Raw genomic sequence first — 18,291 nt, 5'->3', positions numbered from 1 at the left:
CCATGTCCGACTCAGTCCCCGCCCGCCTCCCCCTCGACTGGATCGCCGCCTCGCTCCGACGCGAACGCGGGCGGGCGGGGCTGTCGCTCTCGGAGTTGGCCAAGCGGGCCGGGATCGCGAAGTCCACGCTGTCGCAGCTGGAGGGGGCGGGCGGGAATCCGAGCATGGAGACGATCTGGGCGCTGGCGGTGGCCCTCGGGGTGCCGTTCAGCACGCTGGTGGAGCCGCCGGTGTCGGCCGTTCAGGTGATCCGGGCGGGGGAGGGGCCCACCGTGCACTCCGAGCAGTCCAGCTATCTGGCCACACTGCTTTCGGCCAGCCCGCCCGGTGCCCGGCGGGACATTTACTACGTATGGCTGGAGCCCGGGACCGTACGGGATTCCGAGCCGCACATTCCGGGGACCGTCGAGCACATCGTGGTCGGCGAGGGCCGCGTGAAGGCGGGGCCGCACGGGGAAGCCGTCGAACTGGGACCGGGGGACTACATGTCCTATCGAGGGGATGTGCCGCACGCGTACGAGGCGCTCGCGGACGGAACGAAGTTCGTACTGATCATGCAGCATGTGTGAACTGGAAATGAACGAACGCGAACGAATACAACGAATGCGGCGCCTGCGGAAAAGGCAGGAGCCCCGTCGCCGGATGGCGCGGGGCTCCTTGGGTACTGCTAATCGGGCCGCTAATCAGACTGTGATCAGACGGGGGTGACGTTCTCCGCCTGCGGGCCCTTCGGGCCCTGGGTGACGTCGAAGCTCACCTGCTGGTTCTCCTCGAGGGAGCGGAACCCGCTGGCGTTGATCGCGGAGTAGTGAACGAAGACGTCGGGACCGCCGCCTTCCTGGGCGATGAAGCCAAAGCCCTTTTCGGCGTTGAACCACTTCACGGTTCCGGTAGCCATAAGCCCTCCTTGGGCCCAAAGGGTTGCCCTGCTCCAGAACCCTGCAAGCGTGAAAGCAAGTGCCGCACAACTGCATACGTCTGAAAACGACTAGAGCCCGCGGTTACATGCTCCGCAGGCTCTGTACTGCAAGGGAAACCAAACTGCAACTTGCGGCGAGCCTAGCACGTGGGCTGCCCAAAGCAATAGAGGTCAAGATCACGTCACCCGGAAGTTTGACCACCAGTTGGGCGAGTTGACCGAGGGGCCGCGCGCGGCACCGTGTCGCGCGGGGTCTAGTCTCGCGATGTGGACAATTCTCGCACCCGGCCGCGCGTCGGTCACATCCAGTTCCTGAACTGCCTGCCCCTCTACTGGGGGCTCGCGAGAACCGGCACCCTCCTCGACTTCGAGCTGACCAAGGACACCCCCGAGAAGCTCAGCGAGCAGCTGGTGCGGGGTGACCTCGACATCGGTCCCATCACCCTCGTGGAGTTCCTGCGCAACGCGGACGACCTGGTCGCCTTCCCCGACATCGCCGTCGGCTGCGACGGCCCGGTGATGTCCTGCGTGATCGTCTCCCAGGTCCCCCTCGACCAGCTGGACGGCGCCCGGGTCGCCCTCGGCTCGACCTCCCGCACCTCCGTCCGCCTCGCCCAGCTGCTGCTCGCCGACCGCTACGGCGTCCGGCCCGACTACTACACCTGCCCGCCCGACCTCAGCCTGATGATGCAGGAGGCCGATGCCGCCGTACTGATCGGGGACGCGGCGCTGCGGGCCAACCTGCTGGACGGACCGCGCTACGGGCTCGAAGTGCACGACCTCGGCGCGCTGTGGAAGGAGTGGACCGGGCTGCCGTTCGTCTTCGCGGTGTGGGCCGCCCGGCGGGACTACCTCAAGCGCGAGCCGGACATCACCCGCCAGGTCCACGAGGCCTTCCTCGCCTCCCGCAACCTCTCCCTGGAAGAGGTCGCCAAGGTCGCCGAGCAGGCGGCCCGCTGGGAGGACTTCGACGAGCGGACCCTGGCGCAGTACTTCACCACCCTCGACTTCAGCTTCGGCGGGCCGCAGCTGAACGCGGTCGCGGAGTTCGCCCGGCGGGTGGGGCCGACGACCGGCTTCCCGGCCGACGTGAAGGTGGAACTGCTCCAGCCGTAATCACTACGCTGCTGGCAGCACGGCGCACGGGGAAACAGGCGTACTGGGGGAGCCGGGCGCACAGGGGAGCCGGGCGCACGGGGGAGAGGGGACGCCATGCAGCCGCTCGCGGCCGACGAACCTGCCGTCATCGGGCCCTACCGGCTGCTCGGCCGGCTCGGCGCGGGCGGCATGGGGCGGGTCTACCTGGGGCGCAGCGCGGGCGGCCGTACGGTCGCGGTCAAGATCGTGCACCCGCACTTCGCGCTGGACGAGGAGTTCCGCGCGCGGTTCCGGCGCGAGATCGCGGCCGCCCGGCGGGTCGGCGGCGCCTGGACGGCACCCGTTCTGGACGCCGATCCCGACGCTCCCGTGCCGTGGGTCGCCACGGCCTACGTGGCCGGGCCGACCCTCGCCGCGGCGGTGGAGGCCGACGGTCCGCTGCCCGCGCCCTCCGTACGAGCCCTGGGCGCCGGCCTCGCCGAGGCGCTGGCGGCCGTCCACGAACTGGGCCTGGTGCACCGGGACGTCAAGCCGTCCAACGTCCTGCTCACCCTCGACGGCCCCCTGCTGATCGACTTCGGCATCGCCCGCGCCACCGACGGCACCGCGTCCCTGACCTCCTCCGGCGTCTCCGTCGGCTCGCCCGGCTACATGTCGCCCGAGCAGATCGTCGGCAAGGGCGTCACCGGCGCGGCGGACGTCTTCTCCCTCGGCGCGGTCCTGGCGTACGCGGCGACCGGCGAACCGCCCTTCCCGGGGGACTCCTCGGCCGCGCTGCTGTACAAGGTCGTCCACGAGGAGCCGGAACTCGGCGCGCTCGGCGGAGAGTTGCGAGAGGTGGCCGGGGCCTGCCTGGCCAAGGAACCCGGCCGCCGGCCCACACCCGGCGAAGTGGCCCAGCGGCTGGCTCCCGACGGGGCGGCCCGGCTGGTCGCCGGCGGCTGGCTGCCTGGCCCGCTGGTCGAACAGGTCAGCCGCGGGGCCGTACAACTGCTGAACCTGGAGGCGGCGGAGGCGGTGCCGTCCGGGCCGGTGGGGTTCAGCAGCCCTTCTGTGGGCGGGGCTGCGGCTGCGGTAGGGGAGTTCGGGCCGGCGCCGGTGATGCCTGAGCCTGAGCCGGTCGTCATGCCCGAGCCCCGGGACGCGCCTCCGGCGCCCTTGGAACAGCGGCCGGGCAAGGTGTCCGTCACCATGGCGGCCACCTCCACCCCGGGCGAGGGAGGCCGCGGGCGCCGGGTGAGCTGCACGGTCGCGCTGGCCGTCGCGGGGGCGCTCGCGGGGGTGACCGTGGGGCTGGGGTTCCTGGTGCGGCCGATGATCGGCGGCGGTGACGACGACACGGCCGGGGGCAGCGCCTACTCACCGGCGCCGACTGCCGCCTCCAGCTCCGTGGGCAAGGTGCCCAGCGCGACCTCCAGCGTCATCGAGGGCGGCGAGTCCAGCGCCGCCGACACTCCTGTCAGCATCGTCCCGGCCCGCTACCAGGGAACCTGGGAGGGCCAGGCCACGGCCCTCGGCGGCAACCTGCCGGTCGGCACCTTCCGGCTCACGGTCCACGAGGCGGGCGTGGGGCGGGAGTTGGGCCGGCTCACGCAGACCGACCAGCTCGGCGGCGTGTGCACCGACGTACTGACCCTGAAGAAGGTGACGAAGACGCGGATCCTCGCCACCTCGGTGGGCGCCAAGGGCAACCACGACGGCTGCAACCCCGCCGCCCACCAGGTGGAGTTGACGCCGGTCGGCGACGACCTGAAGTACACCTCGGACAGTTCGGCGGAGGGCAATCCGGTCTCGCGGATGTCGAAGGTCAAGTAGCGGGCCGGGACTCGCGGTCGGTGAACCTGACGAGGGCGGCGATCAACAGCGCGGCCATCGCGAGGGTGGCGAGCAGGCCTACCGCCCAGATCCACGGATACTGTTCGTGCACCCAGCAGGCGTGGCCCGTGCTGTAGCACTCGCTGTCCCAGTTCCGCCGGTGCTTGGGCCGGCTGGTCCCCAGGATCACGAAGGACAGCAGCCAGCAGACGGCGAACCCGGGCAGCGCGGCGGCGGCCCAGAGCAGCGAACGGACCCTGCTCACCTTCCACTTCATCCGGCTGAGCGGCGCGATGACGGCGGCGAGGGCGAGCGGTACCACGGCACCGACCATGAGGGCGAAGACGTAGGCACCGCCCGGCCACCCGGGCGCCACCTCGCCCCACACCCGATCGCCCCAGCTGTGGTCGGCCGCGGCCATCGGCACGATGAACGCCAGTACGCCCAGCACCATCAGCAGGACGAAACCGCAGCCACGCCAGTCCCGCTTCTTCGCCGGTACCGCGGACCGCCTCCCGTGCTCGTACCGCAACGCGGCCGGCGCCGCCTTCCCCCGCTTCGGCCGGGCCGACCCGCCGCTCATCCCGGGACGACCACCGTCCGCAACTCCCCGTCGCCGAGGTGCAGCATGCCCTTGCCGGGCGCCACCTGCCCGCCGACCAGGCTCCGGCTCAGCCGTACGCCGACGAGGTCGCCGCTGGAGGTGTCCTGCGGGGAGAGCAGGATGCCGCGGCGGCCCTTCTTGGCGTCGACCTGCCAGCCGGAGAAGCCGCTGCACACGTCCTCCTCGTCACCGGCGATGACGAGGGCGAGGCCGCGTTCGGCGCCGCGCGAGACGATCTTCTTCATATGGCTCTCGGCGTCGCAGTCCTCGAGGATCTCGCCGTCGTCGACGAGCACCACGATGGGCTCCTCCAGGGACGCCGAGTCGATCACCTCCTCGAAGTCGTCCTCGTCGATGTCGTCGCCGGTGAACACCTTCAGTACGCCTTCGGTGCCGTCGAGTTGGCGGAGCGGGGACTGGCGCGGGGCCGCGACGACCAGGCGTATGCCCTGCGCGAGGAAGGACTGCGCGAAGTTCATCAGGACCGTCGAGCGGCCGGACTTGGCCGGGCCCGCGATGACGAACGTCGGCACGCCCTCGGCCAGGTCCGGGCCGAAGCCCACGATCTCGTCGCCGCCGATTCCCACCAGCGCCCAAAGCCGGGACCGGGAGGCCTCCGGGTCGCGCATCTCCCAGGCGTCCGTGAAGGAGATCCGGCTGGGCAGGCTGTCGACGCGGAAGGGGCGCCGGGAGCGCGGCACGGACGCGTCCCGGACCGTCGCCGCCTCGCCGATCGCGGAGATCGCCGCCGCCTGCCCCTGGCCGGTCGTGTCCTCGGTCAGCAGCGCGAACTGCGTCTCCGTACCGGACTCGTTGCGGAAGGCACGGCCCGGCGGGATCTCCTCCGGGACCTTGCGGGCCGGGATGCCGAGCGTCGAGAAGTCGCTGCGGTCGGCGAGGCGGAGGCCGTACTTGTCCTCCGTGAGCGTCGCGACACGGCCGACGAGGAGGGTGCGGTCACCGGTGAGGACCAGGTGGATGCCGACGCTCGCGCCCTCCCGCATCATCGTGGTCAGCTCGTCCGTCAGCGACCCGTGGTCGATCTCGCCGAGCGTGGGCATCCAGCCCTCCCACCGGTCGAGGAGCACGACGATGTGCGGCAGCCGCTGGTCCTCGGCCGCCGCGGCCCGCTGCTCGCCGATGTCGGCGTAGCCCTTCTCCGCCAACAGGTCCTGGCGCCGGGAGAGTTCGCCCTTGAGCCGGTTGACCAGGCGGATCACCCGCTCGGTCTGGTTGCGGCTGACGACCGCGCCGCAGTGCGGCAGCCGGGTGAGGGCGTTGAGCGCGCCGTTGCCGCAGTCGATGCCGTACAGGTGGACGTCGGCGCAGGAGTGGGTGCGGGCGAGGGAGCCCGCGATGGTCCGCAGCACCTGGGAACGGCCGCTGCGGGGCGCACCGCCGATCATGAGGTGGCCGAAGGTGGAGAAGTCGACCACGACCGGGCGGCGGGCCTGGTCGGCGGGCAGGTCCTCCACGCCGTACGGGGCGGGCGGCAGCTTGCCCGGGGCCAGGGCCGCGGCGGTCGCCGGCGTCTCGATCTCGTCGAGCAGCAGCGTCTCGGACAGGGCGGGCAGCCAGGGGCTGTGCTGGGCGGGGATGCCGAGCGTCCGGTTGGCGTCGCGGACCGCGTCCACCAGCACCTTCAGGTCGGTGATCTCCTCGTCCTCCCGCGACTCGGCCTTCGGCTTGGCGAGGGCGGCCCGGCCCAGGTCCTCCCAGGTCAGCTCACCCACCCAGGGCGCGAGGGCCGCCGGGTCCGCCGCGCCGGGGCGACGGCCACCGACACGGCCCGACTGGAAGGGGACGAGGGAGGCGTGCCCGAGGCGGACGTACGCCCGGCCCGGCGTGTTCTTGGAGATGTGGCCGGCCTCCGGCGAGTCGATGACGTCCGACGACTCGCCGCCGTCCGTCACGCGCAGCGCGATACGGAGGTTGGTGTTGGCCCGGATCTCCGGCGAGACGACACCGCTCGGCCGCTGGGTGGCCAGCAGCAGATGGATACCGAGCGAACGGCCTCGCTGGGCGATGTTGACGAGCCCGGTCACGAAGTCGGGCAGGTCGCGCACCATGGACGCGAACTCGTCGATGACGATGAGGAGTCGAGGCACGGAGGCATGCGACGGATCCCTCCGCACGAGATCCTGGTAGTCCTCGATGTCCTTGGCGTCGGCGGCGGCCAGGATGTGCTCGCGCCGCTTCAGCTCCGCGCCCAGCGACTCCAGCGCCCGCTCCACGAGGTGGGCGTCGAGGTCGGTGACCATGCCGACCGTGTGCGGCAGCTTCACACAGTCCTTGAACGCCGAACCGCCCTTGTAGTCGACGAGGACGAACGTCATGTTCTCCGGTGTGTTGGCCACGGCCAGCGACGCCACGATGGTCTGGAGCAGCTCCGACTTACCGGAACCGGTCGTACCGGCGATCAGACCGTGCGGGCCGTCCCGCCGCATGTCGATGCCGAAGGAACCGTCGTACGACTCACCGACGACCGCGAGCGTCGACTGCCCGCCCATCCGCCAGCGCGCGACGATGGCATCGCCGGTCGGCGGTTCCAGTTGCAGCACGTCCAGCAGCCGGCTGGCACCCGGCAGCGCGGAGTCCTCGGTCTCGCCGCTGATGTCCCGCAGCGGCGACAGCGCGCGGGCCAGCCGCAGGCACCAGGCGGGCGACACGAAGTCCGGCCGTACGTCCTTCAGCCGCTCCGCCCCCGCCTCCTCGACACGCAGCCGCAACTCCTGCGCCTGCTCCACCTGTTCGGCCTGCGGGTCGGCCGTCTGCCAGGCCTGGTGGAACGAGGGGAACCCACCGGCGGCCTGCTGTGGTACGGCCTGCTGCGCGGCGGAGTCGTACTCCCGCGCCTTGGGCTCGGCGACCACGAACGCCTGGCACTCGCCCGGCAGGAACCGTTCCTCGGCGTCGAGGCAGATGGCGTACATGGACACGGCGGGCCCCTCCCGCAGCAGCCGCACCACGCCCGGCAGGGACCGCAGCCGCCGCGACCCGTCCCACACGACGACGATGTCCGGCTCACTGAACGAGGTGCCCTGACCGCGATTGTTCTCGGCGGCCTTCTTCCGGGCGTCGAGGATCTGCGTCAGCTCGCCGATACGCGCGCCGGCGGTCTCGGCGTCGGTCCCGATGAGGACGTTCGTGTCCTGACCGCCGCCCGGCTTGGCGTGCGGCAGCCATCGCACCCAGTCCCAGCTGTCCTGGGCGGAGTTCTCGCTGAGGACGTAGAACTGCACGTCCATGGGGCTGTGCAGCGCCGCGGTCTGGGCGACGGTCCACCGCCCGAGCGCCCGCGCGGAGTCACCCGGGCCCGCCATGCCGATGACGCCGAGGGAGCGCAGCGAGAGGGCGACGGGGGCGTCCTCGATGTACCAGGTGACCTGCCGGCGGTGGTCGTCCTGCTCGGGGTCGTCGAGCACGACCTCCGAAGGCAGCCGCCCGGTGCCGAAGCGGACGAGGAGATGGTCGCGGTCGGTGCGCCGACGCTCCCACAGCCGGGTACGCGGCCCGGTCCCGAGGGAGAGCACGGAAGCCGGATCGGGCACGGCGCCCCGCCGGTCCAGCCGCTCGGCGGTGAGGGCGTCCTGCGCGTCCTTCTCGATCCGCTCCTTCTGCTCCTTGTACTCCTTGACCTGCTTCGCATGGGACTTGCGCCCGTGCTTCTTGTCCATGAAGTAGTTGGCGAAGAGCATGATGGGGCTGAGCCCCGCCATGATCAGGTAGTACCAGCGGTGGAAGATGAGCACGGACACGACCGACCCGACGAGCGGCGTCAGCGCCATCAGCCAGGGCAGCGGCCGGGCCTCGTACTCCCGCGGCGGCGTCGGCAGCCGGAACTTGGTCTGCCGCTCGGGCGGACGCAGCCGGGGCGGCCGGTTGTAGTCGAGCCCGACCCCGTCGTCGGACCACTTCAGGGCGGCGTTGGGCGGGGTGTAACGGGCCAGCTCCAGCAGGGTGTTGCCGAGGGCTATCTGCCCGCCGAGGGGCCAGGAGTCCCCGTCGATGGCCTGCCCGTCGAGGGTGACGGACTCCTTGGCGGTGTCCTTGTCCTGGTTCTCCTGATGGACGGCGACGCGGCAGGTGCCATCGGTTGCAACTGACAACGTCAGTGCGCGCGCGTCGACTTCGGGATCGTCGATCCGCACGTACGCGGCCGCCCCGCTGCCGATGTCGTACCGCCCGACACCCAGCCGGTGCACGAACCCGGCGGCGGGCCCGCCGGCCACCCGCAACTCGACCAGCCCGGTGGGCTCCCCGGGCAGACACCCGGCAGGGTCCTGGAGACTGACAACCGCGCCCTCGCGCAACGGCGACCCGACGACGGTGGCGGCGGGATCGACCGCGTACCCGTCCACGTACACCTGCGGACCAGTGCCGCGCATGGCGGCCGGGAGGCTCTGCCCGATGGGAATGATCTGAGCACCCCCCTGGCCCACCTGCTTGGCGAGCTCCTGGGCGATGTCCCCAACGGTGGACTCGGGGTCGGCGTCGAGCACGACATCGGCCGAACCTCCGCCGAACGGATCGACGACGGTCAGAGTCAGGCGCACGCTTGTCCTCCCCAGGCCGCAGTGGCCGTCTTCAGTGACGCCAGTGACGATATCCGCTCTTCCCGAAGGCAACGAACCCCGTTACCGGATCGGGGATGTGACACCTCGGACCACCCCCGTAAGCTGCTGTCACAAGAGTGACAGGGAGCCACGGGGGTTGGCCCTGCGGCGTGTTGAAGAGGAGCGGCTTCATGGCCAAGGACCTTGACGTCACATATCAGGACATGCGGGATGCGGCCAAGCATGTCGTGAAGGAGAAGGAAAAGCTCCACGAGAAGCTCGACGCCCTCCGCAAGTACATCGCCAACCTGGTCGAGTCGGGCTACGTCACCAAGAGCTCCTCGAAGGCCTTCGACGAGAACTTCGACGAGTTCGTCCGCGGCGCCAAGGACACGGTCGACGGCCTCGACGGCATGGGCGACTACCTGACCAACGCGGCCGACAAGTTCGAGCAGATCGACGACGAGCTGGCGAAGTCGGCTCGCAGCAAGTGAGCTGCCGCTGAGCAAGGGTGAGGTGCCTGCCCGGTGCGCCGGCGAATGCTGAACGCACCGGGCGGCACCACCCGGCCGGTCGGGGTCTCAGCTGTCCGGCAGGGGCTGCCGGAGCAGGTACGTGTGGAGATCACTGCGGGGTTCTTCGGTCTCGACGCGCAGCCAGGATCCGTCACGGAAGCGGATCAGCACCATCCTCGTCTCGAACTCACCGGAGAACGGGTCGACGAGGGTCGCCTCCGCGGCGGGAAGGCGGGCGACGATCTGCATGTGCTTCTCGCGTCCCACGGTGACGCGTTGCGGCGGTGCCGCCAGGACGATCCCGTCCTGGGTCGCGAGGACCAGCCGCTGGTGGTGAGTGGAATGGCTGTACCAACGCAGCAGGAACTGACCGGCGTCGCCGTGCCAGTTCCCGTCGAAGACCCGGTCGAGGCCTTGTTCGGCGATGATGGCGTCCCGGCGTCTGTCGTCGTCGTCCTTTCCCCGCAACCGCTCCTTCTCGTCCTTGGTGGCAAGGGACCGCTTGATCGCTCCCTCCGCGTTGGACAGAAGGGTCAGCAACATGAGGAGAGGCATGAAGGGCACGGCAAGAACCGCCCCGGCCATGCCGAGCGGGCGCAGCCTCCCGGGGCGGAGCCGGGGGTTACCGGCGGCCTGGAGGACATCCGCGGGCGGCTGCGGGATCTTGCCGATCGTGCACCACTCACCCGCTTCGACGGGGACGTCGAGCCGTTGGGTCGTCTCACGATGCTTGCCCCTGGATGTCACGTCAAGAGTCTCCTTCGCCGACGCGGAAACAGGACCGGTGTGCCGAGCGTATCCGGCGCTGGGCGCCATGAGGAGTGATGGCCTCGGCTGGCGCGCCTGTGTTCGACGGATTACACGGAGAACAACCACAGAGAGGTAGTACTCATGGGGGACCATATCAAGGCGGATCTTGCCGCCATCAAGCAATGTTCACGCGATCTGAACAAGATTCACCGCGAGTTCGAGCGACACGGTAATCCTGCGGATGAGTATGGACAGGCTGTTGGTCATGGCGGTCTGAAAGACGCCTTCTTGGAATTCGGGGACACCTGGAAGAAGACCCGGAAGAAGCTGATGAAAGAACTCGAGAAGCTGGCCGAGTTCACTTCGACTGCCGCCAAGTCGTACGACGAGGTCGACCAGAAGTTGGCCAAGGCCATTCGGGACGCCAAGGCGAAGGGTGCGGGCAAGAAGTGAGCAGGACGGATGCCGACTGGCCGCCTCTGTGGCACGACGACCCGACGCCGGGTGACCCTGAGGACGTAGCCGAATTGGGCCGTAAGTTGCGCAAGATGGCTGAAATGATCGACGAGCAGTCCCGTGTTATCGAGGCGCTCGCGTCCGTGGAGGGCTGGGACAGTGACGCCGGGAAAGGCTTCCATGACCTGGCTGGTGGTACGGCGGACAAGCTGAAGAAGTCCTTTGAGCGCTACGACGAGGCGGCCAAGGCCATCGGCGAGGAAGTGTGCGAGGGTAGCTCGGATCAGTTTGCCAGCGAAATGCGCCGTGCGCAGCGCAAGGCGGACAAGGCGCTGAGCGACTATCGCGACGCGAAGAGTGACCATGACGTCGCGGACCGTGAGGTGCAGAAGTATGACGATAAATACCCTACGCACAACATTCCGGCGGCGGAAAAAGACGAATACGACCGCTGGGTCAAGAAGAAAGCCGAAGCTCTGCACCGCATCGGTGAGGCGCGCAAGGCGGTGAAGGACGCCAGGGAGATTTACGACGATGCGGGGGACAAAGCCGCTCGTCGCATCAAGAACATCGTGCACCACGATGCGGTGCGGGATCCGGGCGGCTTCATGAATTTCCTTGCGGATTGGGCGGACGCGCTGTCGAACATCTCGGCCGTTCTGTCCGTACTCGCGGTGATCTGCGCCTTCGTTCCGCCGCTCCAGTTCCTCGCTCCCATTTTTGCGGCTCTTGCCGTGATGACCAGTGCCGCGGCACTTGCGGGCCATGCGTACGACATGTCGGTGCGTGGTGGGAAGGTCAGCTGGCTGAAGCTGGGCGCCGATGCGCTGGGTGTGCTGCCTGGTCTGGGCGCGTTGAAGGGGTTCCGAGCTCTCACCGGTCTCAAGGGGCTGGCGAAACTCAGGGCATTCGGAAAGCTGAGCACTTTTGGATCCTTCAAGGGCTTGGCGGCGATCGACGGTATTGGGCACAACTTCCTGAACGGAGTCAGCGTCTCGCTAGTCAACAAGGTTCTCGGCAGGACGGCTCGCGCGGACCTTATCGACGGCAGGAAGATCACCGGTGTAGTCAAGGGATTCGGCTTCGCCAGTGCTCTGCACAGGATGCTCAGCGGTGAGAACGGCGAGAAGACCGGCTACCAGGAGCCGGCCAAGACCAGCACGCCCACTCAGACGCCGTCGCCCTCGCCCGGGCCCGCCCCGAGTGTCTCGCCGAAGGCGTTCAACGCGGCACTGGCGCATTAGGCCGTGAAGCCTGTCCAAGGAGGGTAGACGCCATGAGGGAAAATAGCGATTTCGGCGAATGGGAGTTCATCGGCCGCCGGGGCGGTGATGTCGTTACCTTGGTCGGCGGATCGGTGATCGCTGCGGTGCCCGAGGCCAAGCAGGCCGCAGAGGAGGCCGAACGCGAGTTTCGATTCGACTTCCTGGACGATCGGGCGGTGCTCGCACTGCTGCGGCGGCGTCACATTGACGAAGAGGACATGTTCAAGGCGGGGTTGGTACATGGACTGCCACTCGCGCTCGTGGGCTTCGCGGCCGTGATCTACTGGGGTGGCGTGGCCCAGTACTGGGAGACTGCCGCGGCCCGCGCTGTCTACCTGGCGGCTGTCGCGGCCGTGGTGGGAACGCAACTGTTCTTCTTCGTGCTCAGTGCGATGTCGCACTGGGGTGATCCGGTCCAGCAGAACCTACGGGCCCGGGCACGAAAGTACCGGGAGATCGCACACATCGCTCGCCGGGGAGGAGCGGATGTCCCGGCTCACTACCCGCACTACGGTCCCTACCCCTTCGCCGCGAACTTCCGTCCCGAAGTGGATGACCGCGAACAGACTGAGAGTGAAGGCTCCGATGACCACTGACACCGTCGGCGAAACCCGCCACGGTCTTACGGGAAGCGGCGGCATCGAGGTCCGCTGGATCATGCCAGAGGGTTTCCTTGAGTTGCCTTTCGAGGCGGACGACTTGGATGAACTCGCGCAGGAATTGGTTGAGTTGGGCAAGCGGGCGTTGCCTGGTGCTGATGAGGAAGTCCAGCGGCAATGGGCTGCCATGTGCGCTGCACACTACGACGAGTTCATAGAGGCGGGCGTGCAGTACGCCGGCTTCGTCACGGCGGAGGTCGACGGCGTTCGCTGCACGGCCACGGTGAACGTCAGCCTTATGGATCTGGACGAGCGGGCAGGCAGGAATCCGGCGGGCTTCATCGCGTCCACGTTGCGGCACCTGGAGCTCGGACAGATCGGTGAAGTGCAACTGCCCTGCGGCCCGGCGGTGACGTGTGTCGGCAATCGGTCTGCAAGCGTTGACGGTAGCCTGACGCAGACTGGGCAGGCCGAGTCATTCTGGACTTCTTTCGTACAGGTTCAGATTCCGCTGGACAACGGGACCGTGCTGCTGCTGGAGATGGGAACACCGACGATTGAAGGGTGGGATGTCTTCTCAGCGATGTTCGCCGGCGTTGTGAAGAGCGTTCGCTTCTTCGACCCCCAAGGAGGTCCCTTGGTGATGCCCGGATGATGGCGTCACCAGAAGGCGGCCTTTCGTCACCCGTGAACGCCCCGAGGGACTACAGGCTGCTGGTTCCGCGGGAGTGGTTCCGTGTCGACCTCATGCGAGATCGCTGGCGTGCTCAGCTCAAAAACTTCGTGGACCGCCAAGCGGAAGGACGACATGTTTCAGGGGAGCTCACACGGAACGTATGGGTCGCGCTCCGGAACACCGCGGAAGCGGGGCGGGCACGCGGCGCCATGGAGTTCTACCTCCTGATGACGTCGCAGGATGGCGGCCTGCCCGCCTCGCTCCTCGTGTCCTTGGTACCGCTGGACGAGACACCCGCTGACCTGGAGAGGTATGCGGCGTGGCTCGACATGCGAGAGCCTGATGGCCCTGCACGGCGGCAGGTGTCGGTGGTGGATCTGCCAGCGGGCCAAGCCGTGCGCGTCCATGGGGCCACCACGTTGAACGTCCACGCCCTCATGCCCGGCGCGGCCGGTTACTTGACGCTCTCCTTCTCTGCACCGCTCACCGGTATGTCCGGCCCCATGGAGCGGTTGTGCGATGCCATTGCGGGTTCGCTGCGATGGGTGGTATGACCCCGTCGTCCTGGTGAGAGCGGGCTCATGCCGCCTTATCCGTCTTCCTGCACGGTGACGTCCTATGTCGCCCGGGCAACAGCGCAAGGACTCCGGCGGCTATGGCGTACAGGCCCTGTTCCCCCGTTCTGACTGCAGCTTCGTGGTCTGCCGTACGCCCTTGTCGTTCGGCTCCAGCCGCGTGCTGTACAGCACGTAGGAGTCGGACGTCGCTGGCATCTTGTCGACCTTCTTGGTCTTCCGGTTCTTGTTGAACGCCTTGCTCTCGTCTGCGCAGTACGAGACACCGGCGGACTCGTCGGCGTACACGCTGATCTTGGCCGCGTAGTAGCGGACCGATCCCGAGTACGTAAGGCCTGCTTCGACGATCGACTTGACCCAGTCCTGGCTGCCTGCGAGAGCCGTGTCGGCCTGGTAGAAGGACAGGGCCGGGGACTTGGGGTCGCCCTGCGTGACCGCGTACGTCACGGCGGTCTGGGATTTTCCGGCGGCCGTCAGGATCGCGTCCTTCGTGGAGTCACCGGTTTTCCAGCCTTCGAAGGTCTCCGTGACATCACTCGGCAATTTCATATCGGGAGGGTTGGCGTCGCCTCCCGACGGCCTCGGTGAAGCGGAGACCGTGGCGTCTTGCTCATCCGCATGAGCGGTCTTGTCGTTGTCCTTGGGCTCGTCAGCCCCGCCGCACGCCGTCAGCAGGAGGCATGCGGTTGCGGCAAGGGCGACAGCAACGGGCAAAGGGCGACGCTTCACAGTGAGCTCTCCGTGAGACATGGACGCAGCGCGGGCAGCGGTGTTGATGGGGGTGATGCCGTCTTACCTGTTGACCGCCTGCACTTCCTGCACGGTGACGTCCTGCGCCGCCCCGAAGGTCCCGTCAGGAAGCTCGCCACCGGCACCGCCGGATTCCGTCCAGCTGATCTGCCAGGTGACGGTGGCCTTCAGCTTGTACGTGCCGTGTCCGGATGAGCGCAGGTACTTGATGCCGCAGGGCGGGGTCTGGTCGGCCTTGCCCTTGGCGTAGGGCTCGCCGATGGAGCCGTCGGCGTTGATGGTGCAGTTGCCGGAGGCCGGGTACGTCTCGGCGTCCGCCGTGCCCGGTTCGAGCTTCAGTGAGACAGGCTTGGCGGTGGTGGTCGCCTGGATGTTGACGCCGGCCGCGTCGAGCCGGGCGGTGACGGAGACGGGTTTGAACTCGGCCTTGTCGAGCCACGCCCAGGTGGCGAGGTTGACCTTGGTGGCGTTGGCGGGCGCCAGGCTGATCTCGGTGTCCGGCACCTTGACCCGGTTGTACGCCAGTTCGGCGAGCACTTGCGGCGTGACGGCGTTCTGCACGTTCGGGGGCTTGCCGTTCTCGACCCAGAAGGGCTGCTTGTCGCACTTCTGTGCCTCTTCGGTCAGCCACCGGTCGGGATCTCGGGTGGCGACCCACCAACTACCCTCGCCCGACTTGTCCTTGTTGTAGTTCTTGTACTTGCCGTCCTTGTAGTGGTTGCGGAACTGAGCGACGGCGTTCTTGGCGTAGTCGGGCTGGTCGGGATTGTTGGCGACGAGGTCGTAGCCCTCCTCGGTGGACTTCGCGAACTCGTCGGCGGAGTACGGCTCGTACCAACAGGCAGGCGGCGTCCAGTTCCCGACGGGGGCGAGGGATCCCGCGGTCTTGCCGCTCCCCTTGGCCGTGCCGCTGAACATGATTCGGGATTCGAGTGTGTGGCCGCTTCGCGTGCCCTCCTGCTTGGTGTCGCCCCCCTCGTTGCCGCCACCCGGGTCGACGTCGGCGTACGCGGGCGAGGTCAGGAAGGCACAACTGACGGCGATGCCGACCGCGATCAGCCGGCGGCGACACGAGGTCACGATGTGCACGCGGAGTTACCCCTCACCGAGTGCAGCACGGCGGTCTGCCACACGCCCTTGGCGCTTTGCTCCAGGCGGGTCGTGTAGAGCAGGTACGACTTGCTGGTGACCGGGGTGATCTCGGCCTTTCCGGTCTTCCGGTCCTTGAGGTACGCCTTGCCCTCGAACGAGCAGTATGTGAGTGTCGCCTTGCCCTTGGCGTAGACGTCGACCTTGGGATCGAAGTAGCGGGTCGCGCCCGTCATGGACTTCTTGGCGTCCGCGAACCCCTTGACCCACTGGGCGGCGCCCACCAGAGCGTCCCCCTTGTAGTAGAAACCCAGCACCGGCTCGTCGGCATTGCCCTGCGTGATGGCGTAGTCCAGCGCGTTGATGCGCTGCGAGGCGTCGGCCAGTACGGCATCCTTCGTGGCGTCGCCGGTCTTCCAGCTCTCGAAGGTGTTCGAGACGTCGCCGGGCAGCGTGACCTTCGGGCGTGTTGCCGAGCCGGAGGGGCTCGCGCTCGGTGCGGCCGACGTCTTCTTGCCGCCCGTGTCGGTCCCGGCGATCTTGTCGTTGCCCTTCGAGCTGTCGTCGTTGCCACCGCACGCGGTCAGTAGGACGGCCGCCGTCGCGGCGAGCGCAACAGCAACGGGCAAAGATCGGCGCTTCACAGTGGGCTCCCCGTGAGACGTAGACGCAGTTGTGGGAAAAGACGTTATCGGTGGGATTCATGGTTCGCCAGGCTGGACCGCGGGCCTTCCCGGTCGCGAAGAAGTCGGGGGCTCACCGCAGCTTCGCGCTCTGCGCCGCCACCACCGGAGCGGGCAACTTGGCGTCGCTCGGACGGGCGTTGGCGATGGCGATGCCGTTCACGGAGAAATAGACACCGATGACGTCGGCGCTGCGGACCACCTCGGTGTGCATGGTGTGGGTGGCGCCCCGGAACGACATCGTGGCCTTGAAGCCGAGGGATTCGTCGCCGGCGGCGGTGACCTGCTCGGAGGTGACGGAGCCGTAGGTCGTCGTGCCGCCGCTCGCCTTGGCCGTGAAACCGCCCGCGCAGGCCTTGACCGCCTTCGACACGTCGGCCATGGCCTTTTTCGCTCCGTCAGAGCCGTACGCGGCGAGCGTGATGTACGTGAAACCGTCGAAGTCCCCGGACTCCTTCGCGCCCGCCACGCGGGTGAGGACCGCCTGCGGGTCACCGAGGGGGAGTTGGTTCATCGCGTACGCCAGAGAGGCGCATGCCTGCTTGTTCACCGTGACCTCGTCCCGGGACTTGGCGAAGACGAACTCGGTGGTCGGCTTGCGCACGGTGAAACCGTCGACATCCGCGTCGGTGACCATGAGCTTCGCGATCCGCACGGCCGGGCTCACCTGAGGCGTCGACGAGACGGACGCCTTCGGCTTGTCCGCCACGGCGTCCGAGTCGGCCGCTCCGCCACATGCGGTGAGCACGACGAGGGACAGCATGGTCATGGCGGGAGCAGCAAGCGGGGCCCGCTTCATGGGGTTTCTCCTGTATGGCTCTTGTGTGGCTCTGTTGTGAGTGTGAGCGTGAGTGTGAGTATGTGTCGGGGGAGGGGTGGACGGCGGACGTTACTCGTCCAGCAACCTCCGCAGCACAGCCGACAGTTCCGGCACCCGTGCCCCGCCCGCCTGCGCCGCCACCACGGCCCTGACGTACGCCACCGCCTCGGCCCGGAGGCGTTGCTTCTCGGTGCCCTGGCGACTGCCGGCCAGCCAGATCAGGATCGCTACGGGGATGAGAGCCAGGGCGCCGTAGCCCACGGGGGCGTCAGAGGTCGCCGCCCAGAGGGCGCCGGCGCCTCCCGCGAGGACGAGGAGGCACCCGGCCTCGTCGTGCCAGCCGCCCTGGTCGGCGATCGTCTCGTACGCGGTGACCGCGGGGGGCTTCGGGGGGACGGGGGGTGGGATGGCCTCGTCCTGCTCGGTCCGGTCGGCGGGCTCCGTTGCCTGCTCGTGCGGCTGGACTTCGCGGCCCGCCGGTAGTCCCTCGTACGAGGGAATCGGCGCCGCCTTCCTGCCCCCCTCCCCGCCCGTGCCGGAAGTCCGCCCCTCCAGCCACCCGGGGACGTACTCCAGGGACAGTCCGTGTGCCCGTGCCACGCCCAGTACCTCGCGGTACCCGGCGAGCGCCGGATGGGTCAGCTCCCGCTTCCAGCGGACGCGGACCTGGGTGAGGGCGGCCACCGCGATGACGAGCAGCAGGCCCGCGACGAGGAGGGCCGCCTTCGCGGCCTGGGCGGGCAGGGCGGGGTGGAGGACGGGCAGGAGCGCGCCGGCCGTGAGGGTCAGGCCGCCCAGCCACACCAAGGGACCGCGCTGGGCGGCCGCGAGGGCGTGGCGGCGTTCGGTGAGGAGCGCGGTCACCGCCGCGTCGTCCGTGTAGTCGACCCCGCAACGTGCCCCGATCGCGCGGACCGCCGACAGGACGCGGGCGTCGGCCGTCAGCGTCGCGCCGTTGAGGGGGAGGAGGCCGGGTGGTGTCGGTGTCCTCGTCACCGGAAGATCATGGCATGGGGCGTTCGCTGGCGCACAGGGCCCTGGCCTTGTGGCCTCGGCTGTTCAATTGGCTTGTGAAGAAAGGTAGTTGCGGAGTGAAATGCTGAGGTGAGTGAGGTCAAGGA

18 protein-coding genes are annotated in these 18,291 nt (G+C 68.5%); 9 read left to right on the top strand and 9 right to left on the bottom strand.

Annotation, left to right across the window (positions count from 1 at the left end; translation table 11 throughout):
- Window positions 1-2: 2 nt before the first annotated feature.
- Window positions 3-569: an XRE family transcriptional regulator gene (locus ABZ915_RS36270; RefSeq protein WP_361812306.1), complete on the top strand. Its 567-nt coding sequence runs from the start codon at window positions 3-5 to the stop codon at window positions 567-569.
- Window positions 570-694: 125 nt separating this feature from the next.
- Here the strand turns inward: ABZ915_RS36270 and ABZ915_RS36265 are convergent, their stop codons facing one another.
- Window positions 695-898, bottom strand: coding sequence for a cold-shock protein (locus ABZ915_RS36265; protein WP_003992177.1), 204 nt, complete (start codon window positions 896-898; stop codon window positions 695-697).
- Window positions 899-1,186: 288 nt separating this feature from the next.
- On the opposite strand from ABZ915_RS36265, the gene ABZ915_RS36260 reads away from it, so the two are divergent.
- Complete coding sequence (locus tag ABZ915_RS36260; protein WP_361812303.1) at window positions 1,187-2,035, top strand: menaquinone biosynthesis protein; 849 nt, start codon at window positions 1,187-1,189, stop codon at window positions 2,033-2,035.
- Between the two features lie 96 nt (window positions 2,036-2,131).
- A complete protein-coding gene (locus ABZ915_RS36255) occupies window positions 2,132-3,832 on the top strand; it encodes a protein kinase (protein WP_361812300.1) in 1,701 nt (566 codons plus the stop codon).
- Here ABZ915_RS36255 and ABZ915_RS36250 read toward each other — a convergent pair.
- Both ABZ915_RS36250 and ABZ915_RS36245 read right to left on the bottom strand, forming a co-directional pair.
- Window positions 3,825-4,415 carry a hypothetical protein gene (locus tag ABZ915_RS36250; protein ID WP_361812297.1) on the bottom strand — a complete coding sequence of 197 codons (591 nt, stop codon included), beginning with the start codon at window positions 4,413-4,415 and terminating at the stop codon, window positions 3,825-3,827. The genes ABZ915_RS36255 and ABZ915_RS36250 overlap by 8 nt on opposite strands.
- A complete protein-coding gene (locus ABZ915_RS36245) occupies window positions 4,412-8,992 on the bottom strand; it encodes an FtsK/SpoIIIE domain-containing protein (protein ID WP_361812294.1) in 4,581 nt (1,526 codons plus the stop codon). Before ABZ915_RS36245 ends, ABZ915_RS36250 begins: the two co-directional genes overlap by 4 nt.
- Window positions 8,993-9,183: 191 nt before the next feature.
- Here ABZ915_RS36245 and ABZ915_RS36240 point away from each other — a divergent pair, with 191 nt between their 5' ends.
- Complete coding sequence (locus ABZ915_RS36240; protein WP_361812291.1) at window positions 9,184-9,486, top strand: WXG100 family type VII secretion target; 303 nt, start codon at window positions 9,184-9,186, stop codon at window positions 9,484-9,486.
- An 87-nt stretch (window positions 9,487-9,573) separates the two neighbouring features.
- On the opposite strand, the gene ABZ915_RS36235 is transcribed toward ABZ915_RS36240, so the two are convergent.
- The gene (locus tag ABZ915_RS36235; RefSeq protein ID WP_361812288.1) at window positions 9,574-10,254 is read right to left on the bottom strand and encodes a hypothetical protein; all 681 of its coding nucleotides are present in this window, start codon (window positions 10,252-10,254) and stop codon (window positions 9,574-9,576) included.
- A 144-nt stretch (window positions 10,255-10,398) separates the two neighbouring features.
- On the opposite strand from ABZ915_RS36235, the gene ABZ915_RS36230 reads away from it, so the two are divergent.
- The 5 genes from ABZ915_RS36230 (at window position 10,399) to ABZ915_RS36210 (ending at window position 13,807) form a co-directional block, all read left to right on the top strand.
- Window positions 10,399-10,710: a hypothetical protein gene (locus ABZ915_RS36230; RefSeq protein ID WP_361812286.1), complete on the top strand. Its 312-nt coding sequence runs from the start codon at window positions 10,399-10,401 to the stop codon at window positions 10,708-10,710.
- Window positions 10,707-11,957: a putative T7SS-secreted protein gene (locus ABZ915_RS36225; protein ID WP_361812283.1), complete on the top strand. Its 1,251-nt coding sequence runs from the start codon at window positions 10,707-10,709 to the stop codon at window positions 11,955-11,957. Before ABZ915_RS36230 ends, ABZ915_RS36225 begins: the two co-directional genes overlap by 4 nt.
- A gap of 32 nt (window positions 11,958-11,989) precedes the next feature.
- On the top strand, window positions 11,990-12,574 hold the full coding sequence (locus tag ABZ915_RS36220) for a hypothetical protein (RefSeq protein WP_361812281.1): 585 nt from the start codon (window positions 11,990-11,992) through the stop codon (window positions 12,572-12,574).
- Window positions 12,564-13,232: a hypothetical protein gene (locus tag ABZ915_RS36215; RefSeq protein WP_361812278.1), complete on the top strand. Its 669-nt coding sequence runs from the start codon at window positions 12,564-12,566 to the stop codon at window positions 13,230-13,232. The genes ABZ915_RS36220 and ABZ915_RS36215 overlap by 11 nt, the downstream gene beginning before the upstream one ends.
- Window positions 13,233-13,462: 230 nt before the next feature.
- Window positions 13,463-13,807 carry a hypothetical protein gene (locus ABZ915_RS36210; protein WP_361812275.1) on the top strand — a complete coding sequence of 115 codons (345 nt, stop codon included), beginning with the start codon at window positions 13,463-13,465 and terminating at the stop codon, window positions 13,805-13,807.
- A 99-nt stretch (window positions 13,808-13,906) separates the two neighbouring features.
- On the opposite strand, the gene ABZ915_RS36205 is transcribed toward ABZ915_RS36210, so the two are convergent.
- The 5 genes from ABZ915_RS36205 to ABZ915_RS36185 form a co-directional block, all read right to left on the bottom strand.
- Complete coding sequence (locus tag ABZ915_RS36205; protein WP_361812272.1) at window positions 13,907-14,377, bottom strand: hypothetical protein; 471 nt, start codon at window positions 14,375-14,377, stop codon at window positions 13,907-13,909.
- Between the two features lie 243 nt (window positions 14,378-14,620).
- Window positions 14,621-15,496, bottom strand: a complete 876-nt coding sequence (locus tag ABZ915_RS36200; RefSeq protein WP_361812514.1) for a hypothetical protein — start codon at window positions 15,494-15,496, stop codon at window positions 14,621-14,623.
- Between the two features lie 158 nt (window positions 15,497-15,654).
- Entirely contained in the window at window positions 15,655-16,311 is a 657-nt protein-coding gene (locus ABZ915_RS36195; protein ID WP_361812269.1) for a hypothetical protein, read from the bottom strand.
- Between the two features lie 112 nt (window positions 16,312-16,423).
- A complete protein-coding gene (locus tag ABZ915_RS36190) occupies window positions 16,424-17,149 on the bottom strand; it encodes a hypothetical protein (RefSeq protein WP_361812266.1) in 726 nt (241 codons plus the stop codon).
- 90 nt (window positions 17,150-17,239) lie between these two features.
- Window positions 17,240-18,166: a hypothetical protein gene (locus ABZ915_RS36185; protein WP_361812263.1), complete on the bottom strand. Its 927-nt coding sequence runs from the start codon at window positions 18,164-18,166 to the stop codon at window positions 17,240-17,242.
- Between the last annotated feature and the right edge of the window lie 125 nt (window positions 18,167-18,291).

Source organism: Streptomyces sp. NPDC046915 (assembly GCF_040644935.1).
Lineage (GTDB): Bacteria > Actinomycetota > Actinomycetes > Streptomycetales > Streptomycetaceae > Streptomyces.
This window is presented reverse-complemented; position numbering and strand designations above follow the sequence as displayed.

Coding starts and splice junctions, on each gene's coding strand:
- ABZ915_RS36250 (WP_361812297.1), bottom strand. CDS start 4,415: ATGAGCGGCGGGTCGGCCCGGCCGAAGCGGGGGAAGGCGGCGCCGGCC.
- ABZ915_RS36220 (WP_361812281.1), top strand. CDS start 11,990: ATGAGGGAAAATAGCGATTTCGGCGAATGGGAGTTCATCGGCCGCCGG.
- ABZ915_RS36240 (WP_361812291.1), top strand. CDS start 9,184: ATGGCCAAGGACCTTGACGTCACATATCAGGACATGCGGGATGCGGCC.
- ABZ915_RS36270 (WP_361812306.1), top strand. CDS start 3: ATGTCCGACTCAGTCCCCGCCCGCCTCCCCCTCGACTGGATCGCCGCC.
- ABZ915_RS36190 (WP_361812266.1), bottom strand. CDS start 17,149: ATGAAGCGGGCCCCGCTTGCTGCTCCCGCCATGACCATGCTGTCCCTC.
- ABZ915_RS36265 (WP_003992177.1), bottom strand. CDS start 898: ATGGCTACCGGAACCGTGAAGTGGTTCAACGCCGAAAAGGGCTTTGGC.
- ABZ915_RS36215 (WP_361812278.1), top strand. CDS start 12,564: ATGACCACTGACACCGTCGGCGAAACCCGCCACGGTCTTACGGGAAGC.
- ABZ915_RS36255 (WP_361812300.1), top strand. CDS start 2,132: ATGCAGCCGCTCGCGGCCGACGAACCTGCCGTCATCGGGCCCTACCGG.
- ABZ915_RS36205 (WP_361812272.1), bottom strand. CDS start 14,377: ATGAAATTGCCGAGTGATGTCACGGAGACCTTCGAAGGCTGGAAAACC.
- ABZ915_RS36210 (WP_361812275.1), top strand. CDS start 13,463: ATGGAGTTCTACCTCCTGATGACGTCGCAGGATGGCGGCCTGCCCGCC.
- ABZ915_RS36200 (WP_361812514.1), bottom strand. CDS start 15,496: ATGTTCAGCGGCACGGCCAAGGGGAGCGGCAAGACCGCGGGATCCCTC.
- ABZ915_RS36230 (WP_361812286.1), top strand. CDS start 10,399: ATGGGGGACCATATCAAGGCGGATCTTGCCGCCATCAAGCAATGTTCA.